Consider the following 22265-nt stretch of genomic DNA (forward strand, 5'->3'; position numbering starts at 1 on the left):
CGAACAAGGAGGCACCTGATGCGCGACATCACCCACACCGACCTGGAACTGCTCTACCAGCTCGCCGACGGCATCGACGGCGAGGACGCCGATCCGGGCGCAGCACAAGAACTGCGCGACCTAGAGGCGGCAGGCACACCGCTGCCCTGGGCAGTGCTGTAACGACAGCTCAACCCCCGCAGCGGCAAAGCCGCTGCTTAAGTACCCAAATTGCACGGCAAATCACACCCACTCACGTAAGGAGAACCATCATGTCCAACCCCTTCAACAACGGCACCATCGTCGGCAACGCAGCTCGCGCACCCAAGCTGTTCGAGCACGCAAACGGCGGCGCGACGGTGAAGCTCAGCGTCTATGCGCGCAACACCTTCAAGAACAAGTCCACCGGCAAGGTGGAAAGCGAGATCGTGGAGCTGACCGGCTACGTCCAGGACGCCGCGAACCCCGGTGTGTTCGGCTGCATCGGCTCCGGCGATCGCGTTGCGGTGAGCTACTCGCTCAAGACCGACGTCTACACCGACAAGGACGGTGTGAAGCAGTACCCGCTGGTGGCGCGCATCGACACGGTGCAGCTGATCGATTCCAAGAAGGAGTCCGCTGCTCGCGCTGTCCGTCGCGGAGGCGAGGCGGCGACCGCCGCCCTGGCTGGCGCTGAGGGCGAAGAAGTACCGTTCTAACTACGAAACCCCGCAGGGAAACCTGCGGGGTTATTTTTTCAACCATTTCACACGCCAATTTGCTGCGAATCACTTGTGCAGTTTTACGGTGCAGTGGTGCGGTGCTTTTACTGGCGTTTCTGCTGCGCAACTCACTGCACTATGTAGTGTCTGTGACATTTCATTAACACGTAGGTTGCACTGTGTATTGGGCACCCATTTCATCGACACGTTTACTGCGCAATCAAATGCCCTGTCACTTTAATGACATGTGAATTGGGCAGTGAAGTGGTTTGTCATCCTATTGACACCTTTACTACGCAACAGAATGACAACGACATTCTGTCGGCCCTTCTACGGACATCTCTTCTGCGCAGCACATGCCCCGTCGTACACACCGACGTGCTGCGCACTATCTCCGCCACTCAACAGGCCAATTCACTGCGCAACGTAGTGACACCGGCCCCGCCTAGCCGAGATTTCTTCGATTTTCGCTGAATATCAGCCGTTTACCCGCCGCCAATGACCTACGACGCCGACGGCCCCCTGTTAGGCCCGCAGAAGGCCGTACAGGGCAGGGGAGAGCAGTGCTACAACTCCATACCGCCATCACGATCACGCTGCTGTTGCTGCTGGCGGCGCTTCTCGATGCGCTCGCGTGCACGCTGCTGCGCCCCGCCCTTCTTGCCTGAGGTCTGCGACTGCCTGAACAGCGTGTAACGCTCAAGCAACTCTGGGCTGCGATGCAGTTCTTGCACCAGGAACTTCTTATCCAAGTGCTCCAACTGTTGTCCTGACTTCACCGCTTCTTCGATGATGATGGCGGCTTCATCTTCGGCGTCCGTGTGCGCGTTGCGGCGGATCTGATCAGCCTCATCGCGGGCATCCTTGCGCGTTACTGCAGCGTCGCGTGTGGCCTCGTCGCGGATGCTCGTGGCCTCATCTCGTGCTTTGCTGCGGATCGTCTCGGCGTCGCGCTCAGCCTGCTTACGGGCCTCGTCGGTCTTGCGAGTGATCGTCTCTGCTTCGCTGCGAGCTGCGGCTGTAATATCGCCCGCCTTGGCCCGCGCAGTCTCTTCGGCTCGTTCGAGCAGCTCGTCTGCTTGCGCTTCGGCCAGGCCCAACTCCTGCTCAGCATCCTTGCGTGCTTCGCTGCGGATCTCTTCGGCTTCTTGCTCGGCCTTCTCGCGTGCTTCCTTGAGCACACGCTCGGCAACCTCGCGAGCCTGTGCTTCAGCATTCTCCTGTACGCGCTGGGCTGCTTCGCGGGCTTCTTGCGCCTGTTCAAGTTCCTTAGCAGCCTGCTCGCGGTCACGATCAATTGCGTCCATGTCGCGCTGCACGGATCGCTTCTTGACTTCCACATCATCCTCGCGCTTGGCGAGATCGCGCTCCCGGTCTTGTTGCTCGGTGTAGCGGTCGAGGTTGAGTGACTCGTCATGACGTTCGGAGACTTCTAGTTCCACCGGATAGCCGAGCGAGTGCATGTGTTCGCGCAGGCCCCGTTGCGCGTCGATGAACTTCTGGTTACCCGAGATCTGCTTGCCCTTCTTCGGGCCGGATGTGTACCGCACTGAGGTGTCAGTGTTGTACGCGATGCCGGGGCGGCAACGGAGCTTGTCGGGATCTTCGGGCTTCGGTGAGAACGTATCCGCCTGGAACTGGATGTGTGGCGTTGATTCGTCAAAGTTCATATCACCGCCAGCGACTGCGTCGATACCGCCGGGGATGAAGTTTTCTGCAAGCCAGCGCATTGACTCTTCGAGGTACTGCTTTGCTTCCTCGTAGTCGCGGGCGACATAGCGCGGACGTTTCACTTCGCGCCCGTCCACCTCACTGGTGTAGTAGTCGGGGATCTCCTTGCACATCGACTTCGGCAGATACACGACGAACAGCGACGTCTTGAAACTGTTCTTCTGCACGCGCACTCCGTCCATCCGAGGCGTCTACGGCCGCCACAGGGCCGTACAGCCGCTGCCACAAAGATGAACCAATCGAGTCGCGGCGCTACACATGTGCATCAACCGCTGCCGCTGGATCTGCTGCAGCGCGACGCGCTCGCGAAACACACGTCGCTGGCGGCGTAGGTCACATGCGCTGTCGCGCATATGGCCGCCGCGAGCGTGATACGTCTGCACCGATAGTGTGCTTGTGGCACGGGCCGATATGGAGTGTGTTATTCGACCCGTGTTGTTATCACCCGCAGCAGCATCAGCACCGCCTAGCGGCGGATGGCTCGCTGCGGGATTTTCACCACCCTGCAATGACCGCCTGACGGCGGTGCCAGCATGCAGGGTGTAGCTGTGCGCACCACTTAGACGATGTCGGTCTTGCCGTGCGGTTAGACACCTTGCGCTCGCAGGCTCGCTGCAGGTGTCTCGATGACGCGGGAAGACGCCGCAAGCGGCGTTTCCACCCGTCATCGGCCCTTACTTTAAGACCGACATACAACGACTGACGCCGTATGTGGTGCGCACAGCGTGGCGACCTGCAGGTTTTGCGTAGGCACCATGTGCGCTTCGCGCATCAACGGGCCGTTTCGGGTAAGGGTCGAAGACCGCATAACAACCCGAAACACGCAGGTCGCAGCCCCCTTCTGTGTCAAAACCCCTATATGTTTGTCGTTATAGGGGTAGAAGGGGGAAAAGGGCATAAGGGGGTGCGACGCCTCCGCTGCGCTCCGGCGCTCGGCATAGCCGAGGCACTGCACCGGGTATTACTACTCGCTGGCGCTCGCATAACCCGGTGCCCGGCGCTGGCGCGCCGCCCCTTATAGCCCCAGACTCAGACCTCGCTCGCTCGGTCTGGCTGGGTCTACCTTTCCCTCCGCTGCGCTCCGGTCAAGGTGCCCAATAGTGCAGCTGGCGCTGCACCTTGTGTGATGACCCATGCTCTGCATCACGACACTGCCGGCAATCCGATATATCCCGTTGATATACATTCGGATATGCCAGCATCGATGTGTCGTGTTTGGGTCATCACGAAACGCTCCATCACGGCAAGCCTGCCGAGATGGATATTGGCGTATCTCACGACGCGTCCATTATGCGGCATGCGCCGCATACCATCTGCCGTCGCGGTTGCATCTTCAGCAGCACAGCTGCTGAAATCTGCTCTGTCCACGCTGCTGTCTTTGCTGCACCCACGGCCCCGTCTTCGGCATATTTCAAGTCCACACAAGACTATGCCGGCCAGAACCGCGCATAACAGCAGCGCGACATACCGCCAGCCATGTGGCGGATGATCCAGGCGACGGGGCAGACGTGTATATGCCCCGTCGCCGATACCGGCGCAAGCATCGTGACAGTGTCACGTGTAGCGGTGCCGCAGCCACCCGCACACACGCGAAAACCCCGCCCTTGCGAGCGGGGTGTGTGGCGACATCAAACGTGACGGCTGTACGTCGTCACGCCGCGTGGCCGTACACACATGAGGTGATTGCGTGTACGGCTAAAGGGTTAGTCGGGTACAACTTCTAGATGCCGCTTCGGCTTACTGCCCTCGGTGCTCTCAGGCGTGTCGCCGTCACCGTTCTCAGGTGTATCGCTGTCCCCTTCGGTGCTGGCGGACTTGTCACCGTCCCCTTCGGTGCTGGCGGACTTGTCACCGTCGAGATTCACCTCGAACTCTTCGGCATACTTGCGCAACTGCGCAAGGCGCTCCTTTGTCGCTTTGTGTGCACGGCGCGCCTCGTTCACGGTATCTTTTGCTTGCTGCTCATCGCGCAGCGCTGCTGCGTAATCGTCTCTGAAAGACATGGTTTGTTCTCCTTGGTTGAATGAACTGTTTATTTGGACTCGGGGCACGACGGTGGAGCGCGCGTGTGTAGTAGCACGGCCATCACCCATCAGCCCTCGCACTCAGTTCAAGACCCAGCCTGACTAGCTGAGCTAAGCGGCGGGATCTCGTCGTAGGCGGGTTTGTCCGCATTAGTGCTTCACACCGCCCAGCACCGTGACGAGCTGCTGGCGCTGCTCATCTGTCAGTTGGGGCGCTGCATTCACGACGGCATCGACGAAGCCGTCGAATAGCTGCGGGGCAGGGCGGCGTGCGGCCGCGAGGTAGGCGTCGAGATCGTCTTGGCGAATCCGATAGGCGGTGCCGAAACGGTGGAATGAAAGACGGCCCTCTTTAATAGCTTTTCGCAACGTGGACTCGGAGCCGACGCCAAGATCGGCGAGTTCCTGCAGCGTGTAAAAGCGTGGCGCGACGGCGGTAGTCGTGTCCTTTTCGGACATAGAAAAACGCTCCTGGGCAGATTGATCTGTCCCGGAGCGGGGTGCTTTACCGGCTTGCTATTCAGGCGGCTTGGAGTGCCGTGCTCAACTCGCTAGAACGGTGGTCTGCCGTCCCATCGCTTTACGGGAGCGCTTACTCCCTACCTGACCGCTTTTGTGGTTGGCAATGCCGTTGCCGACCGGTCTATCTCGTCGGAGGAACCGCGCCTATCACGGTCGAGAGGCTGTCTCTTTATGAATTATCCTCGGGGTTATCCCCCGTATGCGGCTGGCTAAACCAAAAACGAATTAAAACGCCACATACGGTCTGGGGGCCATCGTACGGAACTTATGCGTCGCGCACAATAGCCTGCGACCTAATCTTTACGAATCGAACCGAGCACGTTTCTACACGCCACGTGGCACGGCTGGGGTGTTGTGGTGGGGCAGCTGTTGTGTGGCGGCATGGTGACACGCAAGGGGCGCGCCTTTTTGTGACCTGTGACACGTCTATAGTGTGCTCGTTTCGTAGTTTTGACCTCGTTTCGTAATTTGCCGATCAAAATACGAAAAAATTACGAAACGCTCTACCTGCGGTTTCGTAGAACTACGAAAATCGGAAAACCAAATTACGAAACACGCGATAACGCTGTGACCTGCACAGACACGTCACATTTCGGGGATGTTTCGTAATTTTGCGGCATTTCGACCCAAACCTTTTAAGGGAGAGACACAGACACACATTACGGGCACATGTCTACGACATAGACCGTCCTCATTGAGGGCACGCTGCAGGGGTTGTAGCTATGTGACACGGCCGGGATGCTGCGTCACGGTGACACGCAAGGGGCGCGCCTTTTTATGACCTGTGACACGTCTGTAGCGCGCTCGTTTCGTAGTTTTGACCTCGTTTCGTAATTTGCCGATCAAAATACGAAAAAATTACGAAACGCTCTACCTGCGGTTTCGTGATTTCCACAAACGAAAAGAACAAAACTACGAAACACGCGATAACGCTGTGACCTGCATAGACACGTCACATTTCGGGGATGTTTCGTAATTTTGCGGTATTTCGACCCAAACCTTTTAAGAGAGAGACACAGACACGCATTGCAGGCACATGTCTACGACACAGAGCGTCCTCGTTGAGGGCACGCTGCAGGGGTTGCAGCTATGTGACACGGGACACAATCGCAATCAAGGTGTCTCTTCTTATTTAGATTTTCTTCAAAAAGTGGAAAAATTACGAAACGAAAACCATTTACGCTGCTCAACGTATGTTTTTGTGTTTCGTAGTTTTGTTCTTTTCGTTTACGAGATTACGAAATGACCCGCAAATACCTACCGTGACCTGCGGTGATGTGTTTCGTATTTTTCTGCGTAATTTCACGTCGCCCGAAGCAGACACCCTGCCGTGTGCTTGCTGCAGGGCTGCGGCCGTCCCTCCATGTGGAGCGTCAGTGTCGATGCTGTAACTTAAACGTACATACATTTGTGGCGCTCTCGTTACGTGTCTGTGCATTGCCGAGCTCTTTACTGTTGTGTGTGGGCGCGCAGCCGTAGTGTCCGTGCCACTCCGAGTAGGGCGCGTCGTACCCCAAACCCATGTTCAATTAAATTCCAATCCAGAGAGGTCTTGCACTGTTGCGGTGCGGTTGTCTTCTTTCTCACCGTATTGGACCCTGCGAAATTAATTGGATACGATAGGCCCATGTTGATTTCAGGTTCCGTTTTCATGCGGCCGCTCACCAGCCGCTAAGGCGGTTTTCTCCCTCCCGCAGGTTAGAAACCGCTCCGGTCCTTTAGCCGGGCGGCCATTTGCCATGCCCGGCTCCGTTTCAACTCCACGGAGCACACCTAATGTCTACATACGGATACGGCCGTCACGAACATGGCCAAAATTTTCTCACAGACCACAAGATCATCAACTCCATCGTCGATCTTGTAAAACAAACCTCCGGCCCCATCATTGAGATCGGGCCAGGAAGCGGTGCCCTCACTCACCCGATATCCCACTTGGGGAGGGCAATAACGGCAGTTGAGGTAGACGCAAAACTAGCTGCCAAACTCACAAAAAAGACCGCCTCGGCGTCGGTCGAAGTGGTCCATGATGATTTCCTCAACTTCCCGTTACCCGCCACTCCCTGCGTCATTGTGGGAAACATTCCCTTTCACCTCACCACTGCCATTCTTCGAAAGTTGTTGCATGCGCCGGCATGGACTGCCGCTGTACTCCTCATGCAGTGGGAAGTCGCTCGCCGCCGGGCCGGGGTAGGTGCAAGCACGATGATGACAGCTCAGTGGTCCCCATGGTTCACGTTTCACCTTGGTTCCCGAGTACCAAGGTCTGCTTTCCGGCCACAGCCAAACGTTGACGGGGGGATCTTAGTGATCCGCCGGGTGGGTGACCCGAAGATCCCGATAGAGCAACGCAAAGCCTTTCAGGCGATGGTGCACACCGTTTTCACCGCCCGGGGACGCGGGATAGGGGAAATTCTCCGAAGGGCAGGGTTGTTTTCATCACGTTCAGAGACACAATCATGGTTGCGCTCGCGAGGAATCGACCCCGCAACCCTACCTCCCAGATTGCACACCAGCGACTGGATCGATCTCTTCCAGGTGACTGGTTCCTCTTCACCGCGCCATCGGCCCATTTCACAATCGGGAAGTAGTCAACGCCCTCCTCAACGGAAAAATCGAGGCCGGCGGCGGTAATCCCCCCACCACCAAAACCGAAATCCACCAGTAGTAGTGAACGACCCATGTTCGTCTACCGTGAGCCGCGTTATGGCAGTGACGTGTTCTCGTCGGGCACAGTCATAGTTCCCGGCGTTGCCAGCGACAGGGTTCTACACCCAGCAGCGGGACCGATCAAAATCACCCGCACGGGGAACGACCCTGCTGGTGGTTTCGATTTTGATGAAAGCGAGGAGACATAGCCCCTCGCCAACTCCCCGTAGCTGGCGAACATTAGCTCCTGGCGCTGGCGCTCGTTGGTGAGTTTGCGTGCCACATCGAAAGCCTTATCGACTTCCCGGTCCAAGTTGTTGTGGGCCTTGAGCAGAATTGGGTCCATCGATAACGGGTTGTAGTGCTCCGCGAGTGACCGCTGGGGGTGCCGCTCGCGTGCCCGCAGCACCAACTGTCCAGCGTCGATGATTCGCTGCTGCGCCTTCTCATCTAGTTCACACAGAGCTGGTCCGCAGTTGTAGCTCCCGATGTACTCCGAAAAACGGAAAAAATAAATAGTGGGGATACATCAACCTTCCACTTTCCATTCTTCCGGCTCAGAGTATTGAGGGGTCTGGGACCGGGTCCGTAAACCCTTTATGTTTTTCGCGCACAGCGGTTTTTAGCGACGCACCCTATAGGTTTTCCGCAGAACCTATATGTGTTTCTGTGCACCCCCATATGTTGTCTGTTTCTAGCGGTATTTCGTTGTACTTTGCGCATCGAATAGTTATTTATCGACGACACTCCGTCGAATTCCGCTTTAACGTCTAGAGCGGCGTATTGCTTTAAGCGCGAGCAGCTTTCTCTATTAAAGTAGCTGGTACATCGCTTGCAAGCACTGGGTCTGCGCACGGATCGGTAAAGAGTTTATCGCCGAGAATTCGCTGCACGTAATCTAGATCCTTATCGCCACGCCCAGAGAGGTTTACCAAGATGTTCAGTTCCTCGCCTTTTGCCCCCGCTTCTTCTGCCACTTGCAGAGCATAAGCTAGGGCGTGAGAACTCTCCAAAGCCGGTAAAATCCCTTCTTTGCGGGTCAGAATCCGGAAAGCCTGCAAGGCTTCACTATCGCTAATTCCCACATATTTTGCGCGGCCGCTATCCATTAAATAAGCGTGCTCGGGGCCCACTCCCGGATAGTCTAAACCGGCGGATACGGAATAAGATTCTCCCACTTCCTCCGGGGTATTGCCGCGCAGCACGTAGGAGCGCGATCCGTGCAAATATCCCACTTTTCCGCAGTTCAGTGGCGCACCATTTTTCGGAGTATCCAATCCGGCTCCGGCCGGCTCTACCCCTACGAGCTGCACTTTCTCATTCCCGGGTTTGTCGGTGAGATAGTCGGCAAAAGCGCCGATCGCATTCGAGCCGCCTCCTACACAAGCCACCACCATATCGGGTAATCTTCCGGTATGTGATTGCATCTGCTGGCGCGATTCACGCGAAATCACGGCTTGGAATTCTTTTACTAAAGTGGGGAACGGGTGCGGGCCACAGGCAGAACCCAGCACATAGTGGGTGCTAGCCAGATTTTCACACCAATCTTTAAGAGCCACGTTGATTGCATCCGCCATTGAGCCACCGTGTGCACTCTTCACCGGCACTACTTCGGCACCCATCATTTTCATGCGCAGCACATTCGGTTGCTGCCGGGCGATATCGGTATCTCCCATATAAATAGTGCATTTCATATTGAAAAGAGCAGCGACCATAGCGGTGGCGGTGCCATGCTGCCCAGCGCCGGTTTCGGCAATCAATCGCGTCTTCCCGAGGCGGCGAGCAATAAGCGCCTGCGCAAGTACCTGATTTCCTTTATGGGCTCCGCCGTGGCACAGATCTTCCCGTTTGAGGAAAATGCGTACTTTTTGGCGAGCGGCACTGCTGAGAGGTAAATTGCGGCATTCCGTGATAGGGGTGGGGCGGCCTAAATAATTTTCTTGGAGCCGGCGTAGCTCCGCCAAAAAATCTGGGCTTTCCAATGCATCTACGTAAGCGCGCTCTAATTCGTCTAGCGCGGGTAATAAAATTTCGGGCACATACTGCCCGCCATATTCTCCAAAGTAAGCCGGTAAAAGAGTTTTTCTGTGCTGGGTGGAGTTTTCTTTAGCGGAGGTTTCCATGACTGCCTTTCTTGCTTGGTAGAGAGCTGCGCCGCGTTCTGAGCTGGCCGCCGAGGCAGGATTTTCGGATATAAAAAAGACCCGCCAGGAGCTTTCAGCTTCGGCGAGCCAGATATGCGCTCTTAAAGCGACCCGCCGTTAAGCGAGCCACCACCAATTCATGCGCATTTTCAACATACTCATACCGTAGTTGCTATCCGCCGCAATATGCAAATCGGAAATTTTATGTGATACAAGTAACTGGAGCCCTAGAGTCCGGCCGCATCTAATACTTTTACGGCTTCCGTGCGCCCTAGCTCAATCAGCTCTGCTGCTCGATGATAATCGAGATCGCCCACTAAATCACGGGGAAATACCACGGTCGCCGTCACCGGATTAGCCGCTGCCCGATAACGTCCAATGATTTCTTGCATAGATTTCAATGCCATATCTGCCACTTGCATCATGCCGAGACTGTCGGGCAAGCGCATCTTCTCCGCAGCGTCTTTACTATCTTGAATTTCGGAAATAGAAGGCGCTTTTACCTCATCGGGGACGGGAGTAGATTCTTCTGCGGTGCTGCGCCGAAGCTGCGGGAGCACATCTTCCATAGTGATCGGCTTTTCTTCTTCGCCTTCTGCATCGTTAAAGAACAGGCCGAAAGCAGTCTTTTGCAGGCTCTCGATGCTTCCCTGCGCAGCGTCGATAGCTCGCGAAAGCAGCGAATCTTCTTTTTCTAAACTCTTCTTCAGCGCTTCCGCCGGCGGCACTTTCGCTGGGCCAAATAAATCTACAGCAATAGTGGCGTCAGAAGTGACCGCTAAAGTGGGCTCTACCGGTACCGGATTCAAAACTCCGCCGTCAGTGAGTAGATAATTTCCTATTCGCACCGGAGTAAATACAGTCGGGATAGAAATAGAAGAACGAATAGCTAAATAGAGCGGGCCGTCTTGGAACCACACTTCGCGATGCGTGAGCAAATCTACGGCTACCGCGGTATAAGGTACCTGTAAATCTTCAATATTTACCGGGCCGGTAATTTCTTCTAGGGCTTCCAATACTTTGGTGCCTTTAATCAATCCTGGATTGCCGATGGTGATATCGAGGAGCCCGCGCACATCTGATTTCGTTAAAGACGCAGCCCATTCATGCAGTTCTGGCAGTTTTCCGGCCGCATAAATTCCTCCTACTAAGGAGCCCATAGATGCGCCAGCTACACTCACAATTTCATGCCCGCGCCGCTCAATTTCCTCGATTACGCCGATATGTGTCCAGCCGCGCGCTCCTCCGGAGCCTAAAACCAGTGCTACCCGCATTTTCTCCCCTAACCTAGTGGCTATCTCTTAAATCAGGCTACTCGCTTGGAGAGCTTCCGCCAAGTACTTTACTTAATTTAGGTTGCAGCTGGGGTGGGGGAGTTATTCTGCCGGAAAATTGGGCTGCTCTTGGGAGTGAGGATGCTCTTGCGGAAATTGTACCGCCAGTGCTGCTGGTGAATAATCGATATCGGCCGCACCTGCAAAACGATGATAGATATACTGCCAAAGGCGGGTTTCACTCGCCGCCATCTCGGTATTGCGGGTGAGATAACGCAAGGTTAAGCAGACGCCGTTCCCATCTACTTGCATCGTCACCTGCGGGAGCAGATTGCTATTGAAGAATTCAGCTTGGCTCTCGAGGCGCTCTTTCTGAGCGTGATCTTTTGCCACTAGTAAATCGAGTTCTCTTTTTCCGGCAGCCTGCAAGATAGCGAAAGCTTTTTCCAAATTAGATTGGTGAGTGATAGGAACTTCTAAATCTCTCCACACATACGGAAAAGCATTGCTTTCATTGGCGTAGCTTCCATTAAAAATACTGCGATTGGGGATGTGAATCAGCCGACCGGTCGGCGTGGCAGTATGTAGCCAGCCACGCACTTCGATAAGGGTTATTTTAAAGAGGCCTATTTCTTCGACGTCGCCATATACACCGGCAATTTCAATGCGGTCGCCGGCGGTAAAAGGTTTCACGATGCGGATATAGAAAAAAGAAAACACATTTACAATCAGTTCTCGCATGGAAAAAAGCAGAATTACCGCTAAGATGACGGCAATTATGAAAAGTGAATTCAGGGCGTTAAACCATAATAAAATGATGCCTACAGCTGCGCCGATAGTAATAACAAGCACGGCAATCCGGCTCACGCGTCGGCGTATTTTTTCATTTGTGAATACTAAACCAGCGGCTCTATAGGCAAAGTGCCTGATAAGAAACACTACCCCCAGCAGCAGCGCGGTGTAGAGAATTTTTCCAGCCGGATTTCCGGAAGTGTCTATTGCTTCTCCAAGATATTTAATAAAATCTTCCCACACCCTCTCAGTCTAACAAAATAACTCTTCGCCGGTAGTTGCTACCTAATTGAGCGGCTGGTGGGTAGGGATTACAGGAGATAATCGGGAGGGGAGCTGCTTAATTTGCTATTTATAGAGGTGCACGCGGGTTATAGAGGTGCACGCGCAGGCGCGCGCGGGCGTGCTAAAAGCCTAGACTAGGCATATGGGAATTCTTATTAGACCTGGAGATATCACGCAGATCTCGGCAGATGCAATCGTAAATGCCGCCAACTCTTCTCTCTTAGGCGGTGGTGGGGTAGACGGAGCAATTCATCGAGCCGGTGGGAAAGCAATTCTCCAAGCTTGCCGTCACTTGCGTGAAACTTCTCTTCCAGCTGGTTTACCGCGCGGCCAAGCAGTAGCTACTACTGCCGGCGCCTTGCCTGCCAAGTGGGTAATACATACCGTAGGGCCAGTATATTCGCAGAAAGAAGACCGCAGTTCAATACTGGCTGCCGCTTATCGAAATTCTTTGCTTGTAGCAGCAGAATTAGGTGCACGCCAAGTGGCTTTTCCTGCTATTTCGGCAGGGGTATACGGCTGGCCTTTAGCGGATTCAGCTCGAATTGGTTTGCAGAGCGCCGCCCAATTCTTAGCTGCTGCCTCTTCCGAAAGCGCGAAACAAATGACGATAATTTTCGTGCCTTTCGGAACTTCCGCTGCGGCGGTATTTCAGGAGGTTGCCGCTCAGCTCGGATTGGCAACGAAGACTAGAGGTGAGTACTAGAGATAACTATCTAGGATTTTATTCAGAGTAGTGGAGGGGCGCATCACCGTCTGTACTTTTTCCGGATCGGGGAAATAATAGCCACCAATATCAGCTGGCTTTCCTTGTACCGCCAGCATCTCGTCGGAAATTTGCGCCGCATTTTCTGCCAAGGCGCGCGCGAGTGGCGTGAAAATCTGGGCTAATTCCGTATCGTCTTTTTGGGCAGCTAAAGCTGCGGCCCAATAGATAGCAAGCCAAGCGTGAGAACCACGATTATCGATATCTCCGAGCCGGCGTGCCGGAGATTTTCCGGTATTGAGCAACTCCGCTATCGCAGTATCCAGTGCTGCAGCCAGCAGACCCGCCCGCTTATTTCTAGAAAATTCTTCCACTCCGCGCAGCGATTCCGCTAAGGCGAGAAATTCCCCCAAGGAATCCCAGCGTAAATAATTTACTTCTAGTAGCTGCTGGACGTGTTTTGGAGCCGATCCGCCCGCTCCCGTTTCGAAAAGCCCACCCCCGGCCATAAGTGGCACTATGGAGAGCATCTTTGCCGAAGTGCCCAGTTCCATAATCGGGAAAAGATCGGTGAGGTAATCGCGCAGTACATTACCGGTGACGGAGATGGTATCTTCTCCGCGCCGAATTCGCTCTAAAGTCGCTTTGGTGGCTGCCACCGGATCTAAAATCTGAATATCGAGATTAGAAAGATTACTTTCTGCTAATATCTTTTCCACTTGTTGGCGAAGCTCTCTATCGTGCGCTCGCTGCGGATCGAGCCAGAAAATTGCCGGCGTCGCCGAGAGACGCGCCCGCTTCAAAGCCAGCTGTACCCAGTTTTGGATAGGAGCCGCTTTGGTGAGGCAGCTCCGGTAAATATCTCCAGCTGTCACCGGTATTTCTAATAACGTGGAATTACCGGCTCGCACTACTACGCGGCCGTTCTCCTTAATTAAGAACGTCTTATCGTGAGAGCCGTATTCTTCTGCCTTCTGCGCCATTAAACCAACGTTGGGCACGCTCCCTAATTTTGCCGGATCAAAAGCTCCCTGCGCTTTACAATCGTCAATTACCGTTTGGTACACCCCCGCGTAGGAAGAATCGGGAATTACGGCGAGGGTATCGGCGCTTTCTCCGCGTGAATTCCACATTTGCCCAGAATTACGGATCATCGCGGGCATCGAAGCGTCAATAATTACATCTGAGGGTACGTGCAGATTGGTAATTCCGGCCGTAGAATCTACCATTGCTAATTCCGGCCCAGCTGCTACTTCGGCAGCAAAAGATTGCTTAATCTCTTCTCCATTCGCCAGCTCCGCTAGCCCGGCAAAAATAGCTCCTAAGCCTTTTTCGGCGTCTAATCCGGCATTCGCGAGTGCCTGCCCGTAGGCGGCAAAGGTGCGGGGGAAGAAAGCCTTTACGGCATGGCCAAAGATGAGTGGATCCGATACCTTCATCATGGTGGCTTTTAGATGCAGTGAGAAAAGTAAATTTTCCTCTTTTGCAGCTGCTATCTGTGCGCGGAGAAAATCGTCAAGCGCGGCAGCTTGCATAGCCGAAGCGTCAAAAATATCTCCTACGCCGGTTTCTATGCCGCCGCGTAGTAGCTCTTCTTTCCCGTCTGCAGCGATAAATACAATATCCAGAGAGTGCGGAGAAGTGAGTGTCACCGATTTTTCATTTGCTCGAAAATCGCCGCTGGTCATAGTAGCTACGCGGGTGCGCGAAGAATTTTTCCATTCTCCCATTCGGTGGGGATGTTGCCGAGCAAAATTCTTCACCGCCTGCGGAGCGCGCCGATCGGAATTACCTTCGCGCAGCACTGGATTTACAGCGGAACCTTTTACTGCATCGTAGCGCCGGCGAATTTCCTTTTCTGCACTATTTTGTGGATTCTCCGGGTAGTCCGGCAATTCGTAACCGCAGTTTTGCAATTCTTTCACCGCCGCTAGGAGTTGCGGAAGTGAAGCAGAGATATTGGGAAGTTTAATGATATTGGCCTGCGGAGAACTCGTTAGCTTCTGCAGAGCTGTTAGGGCATCTGGGCGCTGGGTTGCAGGCGGCAAGTAATCGCTAAAAGCAGCTAAAATCCGCCCTGCCAAAGAAATATCGCGCGGGCGAATTTCGATATCCGCCGTTTTTAAGAAAGATTTAATTATTGGCAGTAAGGAGGCGGTGGCCAGCATAGGAGCTTCATCCGTCAAAGTGTAATCTATGTAATCCATACCTAATCTTTCTTTATCTTTCTTTGCACTTCGCATACGGGGTGCGGCATTTCCTAAATCGACTTCACTCTTAAGTCTAAGAGTTTTTCGGCGCGGTGGCATTTTCCGGCGAAAGGAAAATGACGAAAAATAACGGCGCTTTTTTTGCTTACAAAAATAAAGAAATGTAAAAATAAATTTTTAGAATGTGAGGCATTTCAAAAGGCTTTTGTGAAGTGTATCTAGTAACGCCCGAGAAACTAAAACTCACTTGTATTCGTTCCTTAATACGTGCTTAGAATGCGGTGAAGGCAGCATTGAGGAGAATGCATGGAATTGTGGAAACCCGGAGAAGGAATCGTAGAATTTCCTTCCGGCAGAAGAGTAAGAGGCAGGTCTTGGAAAACGAAAGTAAGCCAAGATGCCTCTCTTTCGGTGGTGCTCACGACTGCTGTTGGCAAAGCTTTTTCTAATCACGGTGTACTGCTCACCGCGCAGGAAACGGTCATGATAGATTGGCCGGATTATCGCCTGCCGCGCCGGCCCTCACAAGCTGCTCGGATATTGCGCGATGCGTGGGAGCGCGCCGCCAGCGAAAGAGTAGAAATTACTTGTGGCGGTGGAGTAGGGCGCACCGGCACGGCGCTCGCGATTCTAGCTCTCTACGAAGGTATGGACGCCGAAGAAGCAGTAGAATTTGTGCGCCGCAACTACCATCCAGATGCGGTACTTTCCCACGCACAAAGCGGGTTCCTGCGCGGATTCACCTATTATCGGGAAAGTTTAGATTGCGGCTCCTAAGTTATTAGGTTGTTGATTTTTAGCAGTAGTGCTAATTTGTAGTGCGCTATTTTTCTCACTCCACAATCGCGCTTTATTTATCTACACGCTAAACTTAACTGCGAATACTTTCCGTATTTGATTTTTAGATTTGCTTTCCCATTTCGGCAATTGAGGAGATAATGGACGATTCCAAAGCTCAGACTAGTATTCCTGACGAAGAAGTTTTGGAATCCCTCTGCGCCTTAGACGTGGCGAGCGAAGAAATAGTAAGCTACGGAATTCATCCGCGGCAGTTCATTGAGTGGTACGGTCCGGCCGCTGGGCAATTAGTAGTGCTAGTGCACGGTATATTTGCGGATGACCGCCACGGCTTGCCAGCGTTGCGCCCGGCTGCCCTTGCGCTCGGAGAAGCGGGATATCGAGTGGCGCTAGTGGAGTATCGCCGCGAAGCCGGCGATCCAAGCGTCACTCTGGAAGATACCCGCACTTTAGCGCGGCTTCCGCAATTACTGGGAGCCACGTGGATTGGTTTTTCTTCTGGAGCGATACCAGTGTTGGATTTACTCTTTGGTGAAAACAGTACGGTGCGGCACGGAGTATTATTAGCGCCAATTATTGATCTGCGCCAAGAAGTAGAAGAAAAAGGAATTTATGCAAAGGCCGCCCAGCAGTGGATGGGAGATACTCCGGAAAAAAATCCTGATCTTTATGCTCAATACGATCCAGCAGTTGCCTATGCCCGCCTTGGAGCGGATGCTTTTACCGCAGAAGGTTATCGCTTAGATATAGTGCACGGCACCAAAGATCAGATAGTGCCAGCGCAGCGCACCTACAACCTGGCAAAAGAACCTTTCAATATCGCCCTAGTGCCAGAAGCAAATCACTATGATTTAATCTGCCCGGGGCACGATGCCTGGATTTTATTATTGGGAGCTCTCTGCCTGCAAAATTCGGCGAAATAAAAGATATTTAGGCAGTTAGAGAGTTAAAAGATTTAGGCAGCTAGGAAAGTTAGGGCGCAGCGAGATAATGCAAAATCTGGATAGCTCTAAAACAGATGACTTTGAGATGGATAGTTCTGCGGTGAATAGCGGCCTTGCGCAGAATGCTCCTCAGAGTGCCGTACCTAATTACGGAGTTGCACCCGCAGACTGCAATCCGGCTTATTCTTTAGAAAGAGCAGCCCAAGCGCGCCCACAGCGGCCGGTAATTTATTATGAAGATACCTGCTATAAAGCGGCAGAAGCTAATTTATTGACGCGGCAATTGGCGGAATTTTTATATGCGCAGGGATTACGCCCAGGAGAGCGCCTCTGTTTAGTGGCGGCTAACTCTCCCTATCATTTATTTCTACATACGGCTTGCGCTCGCTTAGGCGCCATATTTGTGCCAATTTCTCCGCGGTCATCGCTACCGGAGCTGCAAGCAATGTGGCGAGCTGCTTCTCCGTATTTATTGGTGGTAGATCATCTAGAAAGCGTGGCGGGAGCTTTGGAGGTGGCATGGGAAGAATACTGCCGGCAAGCTTCCGGTGCTGCCTGCGTGCCAGTGTGGGAAATTTCCACCCTATCTGCTGCTATACAGAAATATCCCGGTCAATTGCGCTCACTTCTGGCGGCAGAAATTTCGCAAAGTGCACAAGCCGCGCCGGCAGCGTTAAACACTTTGCGCTATCCGCAAGGCGCGGCGCTAATAATTTTTACTTCCGGCACAGCTGGGCAACCGAAAGCCGTGGAGCTTACGCACGGCCAACTTTGGTGGGCGGCCCAAAACTTTCGCGCCGGATTTGAGTATTCGCCTGCCGACGTAGAATTAGTGGCCGCTCCTCTCACTCATATTGGCGGTTTTAACGGCACCACCCTCGATATTTTTTCGCACGGGGGCACCGTGGTGATAGTGAAAGAATTCTCCGCTGGTACAGTGCTGAAACATCTGCAGCGCTACCGGGTGAATATGATGTTTGGGGTGCCAGCTATGTACAGTGCGCTGCTACAACATCCAGATTTTCCGCATACAGATCTCTCAGCTTTCCGGCTACCTTTAATAGGTGGAGCGGCCGCGGATCCACAACTTTTACAAAAACTAATGGCAGCTGGCCTTCCCATGTTAAACGTATGGGGAATGACGGAAACGGGCGGAGCTGGCTGCTGCTTGCCGGCCGATAATTTAGCGCAAGCTCTCGGATCTATCGGGCAGCCGTTTCCCTATATGGAAGGATGCATAGTTGATCTAGATACTGGCCAGCCCAGCCAAAGCGGAGAATTGTGGCTGCGCGGAGCTAATATCGCAAGTTCTTGCCGGCAAGATGGTTCTCTTAGGGAAGCAGGCTGGCTGCCCACGGGTGATTTAGTGAAAGTGGATGCAAACGGGTTTCTCTGGGTAGAAGGTCGGCTCCACAATCTAATAAATAGCGGCGGCGAAAAAATAGCGCCGCTCGAAGTGGAGAAAGTACTTGCGCGCTATCCGGGGGTGCAAGAATGTGCCGTACTAGGAGTGGCAGATAATCGGTGGGGAGAGCAGGTGGCGGCGGCGCTAGCTTTAGAAAAAGATGCCGAGGCACCTAGCTTAGAAGAAATTCAAGCATTCAGCGCGGCTTATTTAGCGCGTTATAAACTTCCGCGCCGCTTAAAAATTCTTCCTCACCTTCCGAAGGGCCCCAACGGAAAAATTGATTATCGCGCTTTGAGGGAAGTTTTTAAGAGCAGCGATTCTCTCCCGCTATAAGACGTACTGCTTCTTGCTGAGCGGGAGCAGTGCTTATATCGAATCCGGGCGGAATAGGGAGATTCTTTGCTTCCAAAGCGCGGGCCCAGAGAGCTCCGGAGCGATAAGAAGAGCGCACGAGCGGGCCTGCCATAATCGCCGCAAACCCTAATTCGTAGCCAGCTTCCGTGAGGTCGATAAATTCTGCGGGTTTTATCCAGCGCGCCACTGGGTGATGGAGCGGTGAGGGGCGTAAATACTGGGTAATAGTGAGGATATCGCAGCCAGCTGCCCGTAAATCTTCCATCGCGGCGAGTACTTCTCCGGCTGTTTCCCCGAGTCCGAGCATTAAATTTGATTTAGTAATCAGCCCAGATTGGGCGGCAAAGGAAATCAACTCCAGAGAACGCTCATAGCGGAAAGCCGGGCGAATTTCGGAAAAAATCCGCGGCACCGTTTCCAGATTGTGTGCCAATACTTGAGGGCGGGCGGCGCATACTTGCTCCCAAGCAGATTTTCCACCCCGCATATCGTCGATAAGTAATTCCACCCCAGTATGCGGAGAAAGTCTATGAATCTGCCGGCAAGTTTCTGCGTAGAGCCAAGCTGCTCCGTCTGGAAGGTCGTCGCGGGTGACGCCGGTAATCGTGGCATATTTCAGCCCTAAGTTTTGCACCTCGGCAGCTACCCGTTTCGGCTCTTCTTTATCGTAAAAAGTGGGCTTCCCCGTCTTAATAAAGCAAAAATCGCAGCGCCGGGTGCAGATATCTCCGCCGATTAAAAACGAAGCCTCTCTATCTTCCCAGCATTCATAGATATTAGGGCAATTTGCTTCGCTGCAGACGGTATGAAGCCCATATTTCTGCACCTGTGCGCGCATCTGCAGGTATTCTTTTCCCACTTTCGCAGTGGTTTTAATCCAGGCGGGCCTTTTTTCCAGGGGAATCTGCTGGTTACGAGCTTCGATACGCAGCAATTTCCGCCCGCCCGGAGCGGGAGATTTGGCGGAATTTTCTTCGTGCGCGCTCACTTTATTCCTTGGCTCTTTAAGCATCTTTTGCCTTCCAAAGCACGCCAGTTTGCGGAGGAAAATCGATACTGCGCTGTGCCTTTTTCCATAGCTGGCTCCACTGGGATCGCTCTATTTCTTTTAACTGCGCTCCCCGGTGGCTTAAATCGGCAAGAAAATCTTGGTACCCACTCGCCAATGCAGGCAAGAGTAAATCCGCTACTTCGGAAATTTCTGCGGTCACGCCGAGTTTCTCTAAAGAAATTACTCCCGCATCTGCCAGCCCACACGGGATTATGCGGTGGAAATCTTCTAAATGGGTATTTACGTTGAGAGCCATTCCGTGCATGGTAGTATTGACGGCAAACTTAATACCGATAGCGCAGAGTTTCTTATCTTCTTGCCCAGCCCTTTTTATCCACACCCCACTGCGCCCAGCTATCTGGCAGCTCTTCACTTTATAACTCTGCAGCGCGGTGATGAGAATTTCTTCGGTGCGGCGCACGAAGCGCACTACATCAGGCGGAGGCGCAGTCTGCAGAATCGGATAAATTACGAGCTGCCCGGGGCCGTGATAGGTGACGGAGCCGCCGCGATCCATTGCCAATACTGGTAAATCAGTATCCGGCACATCTGCAGCGTGGGTACGCCGCCCCGCTGTATATACTGGCTGAGATTCCCAAGCGATAAGAGCATCTTCTGCGCCGGCGGCTACTTCCCGGTGTAAAAACCGTTGCAATTTATCCACTTCGAGGTAAGGAAGTGGCCCGGCAGTGAGAAGATTGAAAATGCGCACGCGCCGATTCTAATCCACAAAGCTACCCTTATGCACAGTTAGAAAGAACATCTGGGGGCAAAGGAGAGCTTAACTGATAAAATTGCTGCGGGAGGAAAGGAAATTTATGCGATTGGAAAAACTGGGAGCGCTTTTTCTCGGTCTGGTCATTTTATTGGCGGGCTGCGCCGGGGGAAATTCTAGCGCACGCGGGCCACAGCCCCCGCCACTTTCCGATTATAAAAGTGCTTCCCGCGCAGAGTTAGCTGCGGGGGGAGAGTTACGGTTGTCGGTAGCGAAATTTCCAGAAAATTTCAATCCGCTTCGGAAGAGAAGTGCAGAAGAAATAGCGGACGATAAAATAGATAATTTTCTCGCCGCTGCTCATAATTGGATTTATGCGGAAGATGGCGTAGTACGTGCAAATCCAGATTATATTTCTTCTTATACAGCGCCAGCTCCGGAGCAAAGCACCGCACCTTTCGTCGTAAAATTAAACCTAAATCCTCAGGCAAAATGGAATTCAGGCACGCCAATAACTGCTGCCGATTATATAGCTAGTTGGAAAGCTTGCTCCGGGCAGATTGCGGGAATCACCTGCTCCGCTGCCGCGGGTTGGAAGCAGATTTCCGAAATGACCGCGGGAGAAAATGAATTTCAGGTAGTTATTTCCTATAAGCATAACTATGCAGATTGGCCAGCTACTTTTGAAAAAATTGCTCCTGCTGCCGGCCTCTCCGATGCAGATACTTTCTCGGCAGCTTGGAAAGATTTACCGAATGTCGCTTCTCTACAGACTGGCCCTTTTCGTCTTTCGCAAGTGGATAGAGAAAAGAAAACTATCGAATTAGTGCGTAATGAAAATTGGTGGGGAGAAGCTCCCGTATTGGAGAAAGTCACCTTTTACGAATTAGATGAATACGATGCAGCGCAGGCTTTCGCTGCAGGTAAATTAGATGCTCTGCCAATGATTAAGGATTTACCGAGCTTAGAAATTGTGAAATCCTGCCCGGAAGCTGCAGTTAAAATTTCTGCTTCGCGCCAGTGGCGAGAGCTTTTATTTAACACTAAATCTTCGCTTTTACAGAATAGAGATTTTCGCTTAGCCCTGCAGAAAGGCATCGATTCCAAAGGTTTTGCCGCCTCTGATTTGAGTGGTTTGCCGAGCGCAGATCTGGATTTACATATGGGGAGCCACGTGCTTTTGCCCTATCAAAAAGGGTATATAGATAATTCCCCGCCGGTGAATGGAAAACTCGCTCGCAAAGATTTAGCAGAGTTGGGCTACACCTGGAATGAAAAGACGCAGTATTTTGAAAAAGACGGCGAAGTGCTTACTTTGAGCTATTTGCGCATTACCGGCGTGCCTACTTCAGAAAATGAGGGGCAAAAACTGCAGGAACAGCTGCAGAAAATAGGCGTAGCGCTGGAGATGAAAGATATTTCTGCCGGCGAATTCCAGGCGGCGTTGGCCGCTGGAGAATACGATATTACTAGTGTCACTTGGCTATTTACTCCGTATCCTCTTTCCGGAATTGGCCAACTCTACGCTTCTAATCGCGATGCGGCCGGTGCTGCAGATGATGCGGCGGCTAATCTTAATTTCACCGGCTATGCTAATTCAGCTCTTGATACCTATATCTGGAAAATAGCGCGGGAAGCGGATGAGCTCAAAAAGCTGGTATATGCCGAAGAATTAGATAATTTACTTTGGAAAGAAGGAATCAGTATTCCGCTTTATTACCGCGCCAATATCACGGGGGTTCATAAACGATTGGCGAATTATGGGGCGACGGCTTTGGAGACCTTCTTGCCGGAGAATATCGGTTTTCTTCCGGAAAAATAACTTTGGGCTTCACCTAGCGCCGGAAGTGTAAATTCTCTCCCACTTCTGCTCCCAGTAGTTCTTTCCGAATTTCTGCGCAGTAGAATCCAAACGTCAAGGAAATTCCGCCCGAAAGATGATTCGCCGAAAGTTCGGTTTTTACCTGCACTGGGGTAGTAG

General features: G+C 52.9%; 18 protein-coding genes and 1 pseudogene. 8 read left to right on the forward strand and 11 right to left on the reverse strand.

Going from position 1 to position 22265, the window contains the following annotated elements:
• The first annotated feature begins 18 nt into the window (after window positions 1-18).
• Together BQ7117_RS07735 and BQ7117_RS01980 are read left to right on the forward strand one after the other, a co-directional pair.
• Window positions 19-162 carry a hypothetical protein gene (locus BQ7117_RS07735; RefSeq protein WP_016456431.1) on the forward strand — a complete coding sequence of 48 codons (144 nt, stop codon included), beginning with the start codon at window positions 19-21 and terminating at the stop codon, window positions 160-162.
• Window positions 163-251: 89 nt separating this feature from the next.
• Complete coding sequence (locus BQ7117_RS01980) at window positions 252-677, forward strand: single-stranded DNA-binding protein (protein WP_048733861.1); 426 nt, start codon at window positions 252-254, stop codon at window positions 675-677.
• Between the two features lie 569 nt (window positions 678-1246).
• On the opposite strand, the gene BQ7117_RS01985 is transcribed toward BQ7117_RS01980, so the two are convergent.
• The 3 genes from BQ7117_RS01985 to BQ7117_RS01995 all read right to left on the reverse strand — a co-directional run bounded on the left by BQ7117_RS01985 (window position 1247) and on the right by BQ7117_RS01995 (window position 4894).
• Complete coding sequence (locus tag BQ7117_RS01985; protein ID WP_040693938.1) at window positions 1247-2593, reverse strand: ATP synthase F0 subunit B; 1347 nt, start codon at window positions 2591-2593, stop codon at window positions 1247-1249.
• 1521 nt (window positions 2594-4114) lie between these two features.
• Window positions 4115-4414: a hypothetical protein gene (locus tag BQ7117_RS01990; RefSeq protein WP_024058949.1), complete on the reverse strand. Its 300-nt coding sequence runs from the start codon at window positions 4412-4414 to the stop codon at window positions 4115-4117.
• A gap of 171 nt (window positions 4415-4585) precedes the next feature.
• On the reverse strand, window positions 4586-4894 hold the full coding sequence (locus BQ7117_RS01995) for a helix-turn-helix domain-containing protein (RefSeq protein ID WP_024058948.1): 309 nt from the start codon (window positions 4892-4894) through the stop codon (window positions 4586-4588).
• A gap of 1839 nt (window positions 4895-6733) precedes the next feature.
• Between BQ7117_RS01995 and erm the strand changes: the two genes are divergently transcribed.
• Complete coding sequence (gene erm, locus BQ7117_RS02005; protein ID WP_016456425.1) at window positions 6734-7588, forward strand: 23S ribosomal RNA methyltransferase Erm; 855 nt, start codon at window positions 6734-6736, stop codon at window positions 7586-7588.
• Window positions 7589-7658: 70 nt separating this feature from the next.
• Here the strand turns inward: erm and BQ7117_RS07930 are convergent, their stop codons facing one another.
• From BQ7117_RS07930 to BQ7117_RS02025, 4 genes and pseudogenes are all read right to left on the reverse strand, one after another.
• Complete coding sequence (locus tag BQ7117_RS07930) at window positions 7659-8129, reverse strand: type IIL restriction-modification enzyme MmeI (protein WP_441294282.1); 471 nt, start codon at window positions 8127-8129, stop codon at window positions 7659-7661.
• Window positions 8130-8460: 331 nt separating this feature from the next.
• A pseudogene (gene trpB, locus BQ7117_RS02015) lies at window positions 8461-9678 on the reverse strand (tryptophan synthase subunit beta); the annotation flags it as partial.
• Between the two features lie 296 nt (window positions 9679-9974).
• Complete coding sequence (locus BQ7117_RS02020) at window positions 9975-11021, reverse strand: patatin-like phospholipase family protein (protein ID WP_073995964.1); 1047 nt, start codon at window positions 11019-11021, stop codon at window positions 9975-9977.
• Between the two features lie 102 nt (window positions 11022-11123).
• Window positions 11124-12056, reverse strand: a complete 933-nt coding sequence (locus BQ7117_RS02025; protein WP_073995965.1) for a mechanosensitive ion channel family protein — start codon at window positions 12054-12056, stop codon at window positions 11124-11126.
• A 184-nt stretch (window positions 12057-12240) separates the two neighbouring features.
• Between BQ7117_RS02025 and BQ7117_RS02030 the strand changes: the two genes are divergently transcribed.
• Complete coding sequence (locus tag BQ7117_RS02030) at window positions 12241-12804, forward strand: O-acetyl-ADP-ribose deacetylase (RefSeq protein WP_073995966.1); 564 nt, start codon at window positions 12241-12243, stop codon at window positions 12802-12804.
• On the opposite strand, the gene BQ7117_RS02035 is transcribed toward BQ7117_RS02030, so the two are convergent.
• Window positions 12801-15047 (reverse strand): NADP-dependent isocitrate dehydrogenase, encoded by a 2247-nt coding sequence (locus tag BQ7117_RS02035; protein ID WP_237563034.1) that lies wholly within the window; start codon window positions 15045-15047, stop codon window positions 12801-12803. The two genes, BQ7117_RS02030 and BQ7117_RS02035, sit on opposite strands and share 4 nt — an antisense overlap.
• Window positions 15048-15320: 273 nt before the next feature.
• On the opposite strand from BQ7117_RS02035, the gene BQ7117_RS02040 reads away from it, so the two are divergent.
• The 3 genes from BQ7117_RS02040 to BQ7117_RS02050 all read left to right on the forward strand — a co-directional run bounded on the left by BQ7117_RS02040 (window position 15321) and on the right by BQ7117_RS02050 (window position 18497).
• Entirely contained in the window at window positions 15321-15791 is a 471-nt protein-coding gene (locus tag BQ7117_RS02040; protein ID WP_073995967.1) for a protein-tyrosine phosphatase family protein, read from the forward strand.
• A gap of 161 nt (window positions 15792-15952) precedes the next feature.
• Window positions 15953-16735, forward strand: a complete 783-nt coding sequence (locus BQ7117_RS02045) for an alpha/beta hydrolase family protein (RefSeq protein WP_073995968.1) — start codon at window positions 15953-15955, stop codon at window positions 16733-16735.
• Window positions 16736-16802: 67 nt separating this feature from the next.
• A complete protein-coding gene (locus BQ7117_RS02050) occupies window positions 16803-18497 on the forward strand; it encodes a class I adenylate-forming enzyme family protein (RefSeq protein WP_073995969.1) in 1695 nt (564 codons plus the stop codon).
• Here BQ7117_RS02050 and BQ7117_RS02055 read toward each other — a convergent pair.
• Together BQ7117_RS02055 and lipB are read right to left on the reverse strand one after the other, a co-directional pair.
• Entirely contained in the window at window positions 18469-19506 is a 1038-nt protein-coding gene (locus BQ7117_RS02055) for a lipoyl synthase (protein ID WP_237563035.1), read from the reverse strand. The genes BQ7117_RS02050 and BQ7117_RS02055 overlap by 29 nt on opposite strands.
• Before the next feature lie 16 nt (window positions 19507-19522).
• Complete coding sequence (lipB, locus tag BQ7117_RS02060; protein WP_073995971.1) at window positions 19523-20281, reverse strand: lipoyl(octanoyl) transferase LipB; 759 nt, start codon at window positions 20279-20281, stop codon at window positions 19523-19525.
• A 106-nt stretch (window positions 20282-20387) separates the two neighbouring features.
• Between lipB and BQ7117_RS02065 the strand changes: the two genes are divergently transcribed.
• Entirely contained in the window at window positions 20388-22106 is a 1719-nt protein-coding gene (locus tag BQ7117_RS02065) for an ABC transporter substrate-binding protein (protein ID WP_073995972.1), read from the forward strand.
• A gap of 13 nt (window positions 22107-22119) precedes the next feature.
• Here BQ7117_RS02065 and BQ7117_RS07890 read toward each other — a convergent pair whose 3' ends face one another.
• A complete protein-coding gene (locus tag BQ7117_RS07890; protein ID WP_272914088.1) occupies window positions 22120-22254 on the reverse strand; it encodes a hypothetical protein in 135 nt (44 codons plus the stop codon).
• Window positions 22255-22265 lie beyond the last annotated feature (11 nt).

The sequence above is a fragment of the Arcanobacterium urinimassiliense genome, from assembly GCF_900119495.1.
Lineage (GTDB): Bacteria > Actinomycetota > Actinomycetes > Actinomycetales > Actinomycetaceae > Arcanobacterium_A > Arcanobacterium_A urinimassiliense.